The sequence below is a fragment of the Frankia sp. CcCS3 genome (genome assembly GCF_977927575.1).
Genome location: NZ_CDWRCL010000221.1, coordinates 1 through 6,923, shown reverse-complemented (window position 1 = coordinate 6,923; position 6,923 = coordinate 1). Strand labels below are relative to the sequence as shown.

The window sequence follows — 6,923 nt, the reverse complement described above, 5'->3', positions numbered from 1 at the left end:
ACGGCCAACCCCGGGACGTACTTCCCAAACAGGCCCTAGTGCCACGTCCCGCTCGGGTTCGCCTGATCGCCGTGGCTACCCGTCCCGGGACCGGCCTGCACGATCAGGTCGAGGGGGACGGCCGGGCGTAGGCCTCGGCATCCTCGGCCCTGATCACGTACATCACCGCGTTGATCAGGGCCAGATGAGTGAACGCCTGGGGGAAGTTTCCGAGATGGCGGCCACTGACCGGATCAATCTCCTCGGCATAGAGATCCAGCGGGCTGGCGAGGCTCAGCAGCCGTTCACACAGCTGCCGGGCACGGGTCAGCTCGCCGGTCTCCACCAAGGCGGAGACCAGCCAGAACGAGCAGATCAGGAAGGCGCCCTCGGTGCCGGAGACCCCGTCGTCGGTCTCCTCCGTGCGGTAGCGCAGGACCAGCCCGTCGACGGTCAGCTCGTCGGCGATCGCGAGCACGGTGGCCTTCACGCGTTCGTCGGCCGCCGGCAGGAACCCGAGCAGCGGAATCAGGAGCAGTGAGGCGTCGAGCGCCTTCGATCCGTAGTACTGGGTGAACACACCGCGATGATCCACACCCTTCTCACACACCTCGGCGTGGATCTCCTCCGCCACGGCCCGCCAGCGCGCCGCCGTCTTGGCGTCCCCCCGCATCTGCGCCAGCCGCCGACCCCGGTCCAGGGCGACCCAGCACATCATCTTGGACACGGTGAAGTGCTGCGGCGCCCCGCGCACCTCCCACATCCCGCGGTCCGGCTCCCGCCAGTGCGTGGCCGCCGCCTCGACGAGGCGCACGAGCACCGGCCAGAGCCGTTCGGAGAGGTAGTCACGGGACTTGGTGTGCAGGTACACGGAGTCGAGGACGACGCCCCAGACATCGTGTTGACGTTGCAGTGCCGCTGCGTTGCCGATCCGTACCGGGTAGGCTCCCTCGTAGCCGGACAGGTGACCGAGGATCTCCTCATCGATCTTCGGCTCGCCGCTCACCCGGTACATCACCTGGATGTCGTCGTCATCGTTTTCGGCGACGTCAGCGATGAATGAGAAGAAATCGTTGGCCTCGTAGTCCAGCCCGAGGGTGTACAGGCCCCACAGCGCGAAGGTGGAATCGCGGATCCAGCTGTACCGGTAGTCCCAGTTCCGTTCGCCGCGCGGGGTCTCCGGCAACGAGGTGGTCGAGGCGGCGAGCAGAGCACCGGTCGGCGCGTAGGTCAGTCCTTTCAGCGCGAGGGCGCTGCGCTGCAGATGGCGCCGCCAGGGATGGTCGGAAAACATGCCCCGCGACAGCCACTGGCGCCAGAACTCCGTTGTCCGGTCGACGGCGACGCACGCCTGCAGGTAGGTGTCCGGAAGCAGGGGCTCCTCCGGGCGCCAGGTGAGCGCGACGAACGCGGTGTCCCCCTCCCGCAGCGTGGTGCGAGCCAGTGCCCGCCGGCCGTCGAAACCGAGCCGCAGGTCGGTACGCAGCCGCAGCGTGACGTTGGTGCCCGCATGGCTGATCACGCCGGAGGAGTAGTCCTCCCCCTCGTACTGCCAGGACTCGGGCTCGCGGCCGTAGTCGAAGTTCGGCTCGCACACCAGGCTGAGATCCACCGAGCCGTGCTCACAGCGAGCCAGCCGGAGCAGCACGTGGTCGGCGTCCCAGTCGCTCGGCGTCCGACGGTGCGTGTTCGAACGCTTGTGGGTGCGATGCCAGCGCCCGACCACCAGGCAATCGGTGACGATGAGCCAGCCGTTCGGCGTCTGCCAGGTGGTCTCGAGAATGTTTGTCCCGGGGAGGTAGCGCCGGCCGGCCGGGATCTGCGTACGCTCGGGACCGAAACGGAAGCCCCCGGCCGACCGGTCCAGCACCGACCCGAAGACACTCGGGGCGTCGGGCCGGGGCACGCACATCCACTCGACGTTGCCGCTGGGGGCAACGAGACAGGACGTCTCACAGTCGGACAGGAATCCGTACTCGGCGATCGGCGGGAAGGGACTGCCCCCGCTGCGCCGCACCGGTGAATATGCCATCTGCTCCCCCTGCCCGCGCCGTGCCACGGCATCCATCACGCTATCGCCACCACACGTAGATCGCTACTATGAGTATTGACAAGAAAGCGAATGGTAGCTGCTACTCGGCGGCGTGCAAGCGTCGCGGCCGTCCTCGCCCCCGCGACCGGGGCTGCCGCACTACAGCCGTCGGACTACAGCTGTCGGGCTACACCAGTGTCGACGACTTGATGATCGCGGCGACGAACAGCAACGCGAGCACGGCGGCGACCCCGCCCGCTTGGAGCAGCACCCGGCGGGGCGAGACGTAGGCGTAGATCAGACCGATGACGGCACCGACGGCCAGCCCACCGAGATGCCCCCATTTGTCGATGTTGCTGAACGAGAAGGTGATGGCGAGGTTGATCCCGAGCACGATGAGGATCTGCCGGGAGTCAACCCGCAGGCGGCGGGCGATGATGTAGTAGGCGGCGAAAAACGCGAAGATCGCGGTGGATGCGCCGACCGACACGGTGAACCCGTCACCGAGCACGTAACTCAGGGTGTTCCCACCGAGCGCCCCTGCCACGAACAGCGCGAGGTACCGGGCCCGCCCGAGGATCGCCTCGAGCTGAAACCCGAGCAGGTACAGCGCGTACATATTGAACAGGATGTGGAGCACGCCGGCGTGCAGGAAGGCCGCGGTCAGCAGCCGGTAGTACTGGTCGTCCGCCGCGATCTGGATGCCGATCATGGCGAAGTCGCCGGTGAAGCGGTTGAAGGTGCCGCGGCCGGTCAACCCGGGCGCGCCCTGCAGGATGTAGGCGACGACGCACAGGCCGATGAAGATCTGGGTGACCAGCCCCTGCCGGGCGACCTGGGCCGGGCCACCGAGTGTGGTCCGCGTTCGGCGCTGCGGCGTGGAGCGGTCGCCCTCCTCCGGGCAGTGGAAGCCAACCGCCGCCGGGCGCATGCAATCGGGGCAGATGGGCCGGCCGCAGCGATGGCAGGAGACATAGGTCTCCCGGTCTGGATGGCGGTAGCAGTACGGGATCACCGCGGCGCCGGGTGGCTGCGGCCGGCCGGCGGGCGGTCCGCCCGCGGGAGGGCCGCCGGGACCGGAAGGTGGAGTCCACCCCGACCAGCCGGGCGCCGGGCCGACCGTGGGTCGCCACCCCGGCTCGGCCACCGGGTGGCCCGAGCCAGCCGGGCGCTGCTCCGGGCCGCCCGGCTGGTCATCCGTGGGCGGTTCGACGGGCGGGTTCGCTGTCACCACGCCGCCCCGGCGGCCGGCATCGCCGCCCGAGGAGTACGGCTGACGTGAACATGTCCGGCCGCCCGTACGCATGCGGTGGCCGGCGACCACGCACGCCGCGCGGCTGGAGCTCTCATGCGCCGTACTCCCGGGTTCGAGGCGGGGACCGGCCGGTCAGGCGGACCGGCGGTCGATCACGATCTCCTGGATGACGATGTCAGACTTCGGCCGGTCCTGCGCCCCGGTCGGCGCCTTGGCAATCGCATCCACCACGTCGGTTCCCCGCGTGACCTCACCGAAGATGGTGTGCTTGCGGTTGAGCCAGTCGGTGGGCGCGACCGTGACGAAGAACTGCGAGCCGTTGGTCCCCGGTCCGGCGTTCGCCATCGCGAGCAGGTACGGCCGGTTGAAGGTCAGGTCCGGATGGAACTCGTCGGCGAACCGGTAGCCCGGACCGCCTCGACCGGAGCCCAGCGGGTCACCGCCCTGGATCATGAAGTTCGGAATGACCCGATGAAAGACCGTTCCGCTGTACAGCGGCGTGCCGGTCTTCTTGGCACCGGTCGCCGGGTCCGTCCACTCCTGCGTGCCGGTCGCGAGGCCGACGAAGTTCCGCACCGTCTTGGGAGCGTGGTCGGGGAACAAGCGGATCTCGATGTCCCCCTGAGTCGTCCGCAGCGTCGCGTACAGCTCCTCGGCCATGCGCCTCTCTTCTCTTCAGATCGATCTCTGCGGGTGCCTGGTCAGCCGGCGTCCGGATGGGTCTCGATCGTATGCGCCGGGCGCCGCGGGGGAATTCCATCACCGATGGTTGGCACCGGGTACACGTTCCCAAGGGCACAGCCCAGGCAAGTCACCCAAGTATGAGTGACACGCTACGGAAGGTTGACGCGTTGGAGAAGCCCACCGACGGGGTACGGCACACTTCACAGATCTTGACCAGACCGAACCCAGGCACACCACCAGTTCCATGGCCGGACGCCTCGACCATCGGCTCAACGAGAGGGCATCATGAGTACGACATTGAAGGACAGACTGTCACATGTTACTGACACGGCGCCGGTTAGCGGGCTGTCCGACACCGCGAAGAGCGCCGCCGACCGCGCCGGCACGGTCGCTCACAAGGCGGCGAGCAAGGCCGGGGGTACGGCCGGATCGGCCGCGTCGGCCACCAGGGATGTGGGCGCCAGCGTGGCGCACCGGATCTCCGACGCCTCCAGCACGGCCACCAAGACCGGTGTGTCGGCCCAGAAGGCAGCCGGGAAGGCCGCGGGCCGGGCCGTCGGCAAAGCCACCGCCGTGTCCGGTCGGACCGCCAAGCGGATCGAGAAGGCCCGGGCGTATGCCGAGCTCTCCGCCGAACGCGCCCGGGCCGCCGCCGAGCTGCGGGCGGAGAAGCAGCGCTCCCGGCGCGCGGTGCAGCGCGAGACCAAGGCGCGCCTGCAGGCCGACAAAGCCCAGGAGATCCTGGAGAAGCGGCTGGCGAAGGCCGAGTCCAAGCTCGCGAAGGTGCACCGCCGTCGGCGGCGGGGGTTCCTCACGCTCGCCATCGTCGGCGCGGGTGCGGCGGGTATCGCCGCGGTGCGGCGGTACCTGGCCCAGGCTGAGGAAAGCCCAGCCGCCACCGCCGAGCCCATGCCGCTTGACACCACCACCACCGCCGCTCCATCCCCCACCAAGACCACTGCACCCCTCGCCGACACCACCGCATCCCCCGCCGGCACGGACACCCGGGGCGCCTCCGACGAAGGCCTGTCCGCCTCGGCGACCCCTGACTTCGAGGAGTTGCCCGGCGTCGACACGTCGCGCGGTGCGCCCAGCCGGCGGCGCTGAGACCACGTGCCGGCGCTGAGACCACATGCCGGCGTAAGACCACGTGCCGGCGATCGCCGTGCCGGGCAAAGCGCGGATGCCGGGCACGCCCGCATCCCAGCAGCTCGTGGCCAGCATCCGGCAACCGGTTACCTCGTCCCGGCGACCGGGCCGGCCGTGACGTCCACGCGGTAGGTCCCAGGAACGCCGGCTGGAACGGCGGGATGTGCCGGTAGTCTCGGCGCGACCGGCCGGTAGGCCGCCCCGAGGGGTGGGCGCGGGTCGGGTTCCCCCTTGTTCGGCCAGAAGGACATCGCCCGTTCGGCCTGCGCGGTGATGGTCAACGACGGGTTCGCGCCGAGGTTCGCCGAGACCGCGGCGCCGTCGACGACGTGCAGCCCCTCGTATCCGAAGACCCGGTGATAGGGATCGATCACTCCGGTGGTGGGATCCGTGCCGATGGGGGCCCCGCCGAGGATGTGCGCGGTCAGCGGGATGTTGGCGATCTCGCCGATCGACCCGCCGGGGTAACCGCCCATCCTGGCCGCGATCCGGCGGACGGCGTCGTTGCCCTCCGGGATCCAGGAGGGGTTCGGCTCGCCGTGTCCTTGCCGGCTCGTCAGCCAGCCGAGACCGAACGGTCCACGGCGCAGGGAAACGATCAACGAGTTGTCCCACGACTGCATGACCAGCGCGATGATGGTCCGCTCGGACCATCGCCAGGGCAGTGACGACGCCAGCGCCTGATGCGGGTGGAGCACGACCTGACGCAGGTATTTCAGCCAGCGCGGCACCCGCCCGCCGCCGTCGGTCATCGACGCACTGATCAGTGCCATCAGGTTGCTCCCCCGGCCGTAGCGCACGGGTTCGATGTGGGTGTGCTCGTCGGGGTGGAAGGACGAGGTGATCGCGACTCCCCGGGCGATCCGCCGATCGGGGCGCAGCCTGGATGCGCCCAGGATCGCCTCGGAGTTCGTCCGGGTGAGATGACCGAGCCGGTTGGACAACGCCGGCAGGTCACCGCTCTGTTTCATCGCCAGCAGCAGCCGCTGGGTCCCCAGGGTGCCGGCGGCGAACACGACCTGCTCCGCGGTGAGGGTACGTCGCCGACGCCGTACGAGACCCCCCGTCCGGACCAGGTCGAGCTCGTACCCGCCGGTCGAGCGTGGCCGGACGGCCGTGACCGTGGCGTCCGGGACTACCCGCACACCGGCCCGCTCGGCCAGGTACAGGTAGTTACAGTCGAGGGTGTTCTTGGCCCCTCGACGGCAGCCGCTCATGCACTCCCCGCACTCCACGCATCCCGTCCGAGCCGGGCCGGCGTCGCCGAAGTACGGGTCGGGGACCCGCACGCCGGGTTCCCGGCGGCCGTCGCGGCCGAAGAAGACACCGACCGGCGCCGCCGCGAAGGTGGACCCGGCCCTCATCTCCTCGGCGACCGTGCGAAACACCTCGTCGGAGTACGTCGTCGTCGGGTTGGGATTCACCCCGAGCATGCGTTCGGCCTGGTCGAAGAACGGCTCCAGCTCACGGCGCCAGTCGGTGATGTCCCGCCACTGCGGGTCGGTATAGAAGGCGTCGAGCGGGCGGTACAGCGTGTTCGCGTAGACGACCGAGCCGCCACCGACCGCCGTTCCGGACAGCACCACGACCCGACCCAACCAGGTGATCTTCTGGATGCCGTGGCAGCCCAACCGCGGCAGCCACAGGTACCGGCGAACGTGCCAGCTGTTCTTCGGCAGCGTGCCCGGGGTGAACCGGCGACCGGCCTCCAGCACGAGGACACGATGGCCCTTCTCCGCGAGCCGTAGCGCGCTGACGCTGCCGCCGAACCCGCTCCCGATCACGATCACGTCGGCGTCATAGCCGCCGTCCGACCGGGAATCA

The 6,923-nt window shown here is 69.5% G+C and carries 5 protein-coding genes; 1 reads left to right on the top strand and 4 read right to left on the bottom strand.

The window, feature by feature from the left end; genetic code table 11:
- Positions 1–103: 103 nt before the first annotated feature.
- From AC08OQ_RS16310 to AC08OQ_RS16300, 3 genes are all read right to left on the bottom strand, one after another.
- The gene (locus AC08OQ_RS16310; RefSeq protein ID WP_476601791.1) at positions 104–2,011 is read right to left on the bottom strand and encodes a glycoside hydrolase family 15 protein; all 1,908 of its coding nucleotides are present in this window, start codon (positions 2,009–2,011) and stop codon (positions 104–106) included.
- A gap of 187 nt (positions 2,012–2,198) precedes the next feature.
- Positions 2,199–3,245: a rhomboid family intramembrane serine protease gene (locus AC08OQ_RS16305; RefSeq protein ID WP_476605613.1), complete on the bottom strand. Its 1,047-nt coding sequence runs from the start codon at positions 3,243–3,245 to the stop codon at positions 2,199–2,201.
- A 153-nt stretch (positions 3,246–3,398) separates the two neighbouring features.
- A complete protein-coding gene (locus tag AC08OQ_RS16300; protein WP_462189065.1) occupies positions 3,399–3,926 on the bottom strand; it encodes a peptidylprolyl isomerase in 528 nt (175 codons plus the stop codon).
- A gap of 309 nt (positions 3,927–4,235) precedes the next feature.
- Between AC08OQ_RS16300 and AC08OQ_RS16295 the strand changes: the two genes are divergently transcribed.
- Positions 4,236–5,057, top strand: a complete 822-nt coding sequence (locus AC08OQ_RS16295; RefSeq protein ID WP_476601789.1) for a hypothetical protein — start codon at positions 4,236–4,238, stop codon at positions 5,055–5,057.
- A gap of 128 nt (positions 5,058–5,185) precedes the next feature.
- Here the strand turns inward: AC08OQ_RS16295 and AC08OQ_RS16290 are convergent.
- Positions 5,186–6,923: FAD-dependent oxidoreductase (locus AC08OQ_RS16290; protein WP_476601790.1), on the bottom strand; the 1,738-nt coding region annotated here is incomplete at its 5' end.

What these genes read in the sequence shown, in the direction of transcription:
- AC08OQ_RS16310 (WP_476601791.1), bottom strand. Translation starts at nt 2,011, where the DNA reads ATGGCATATTCACCGGTGCGGCGCAGCGGGGGCAGTCCCTTCCCGCCG.
- AC08OQ_RS16300 (WP_462189065.1), bottom strand. Translation starts at nt 3,926, where the DNA reads ATGGCCGAGGAGCTGTACGCGACGCTGCGGACGACTCAGGGGGACATC.
- AC08OQ_RS16295 (WP_476601789.1), top strand. Translation starts at nt 4,236, where the DNA reads ATGAGTACGACATTGAAGGACAGACTGTCACATGTTACTGACACGGCG.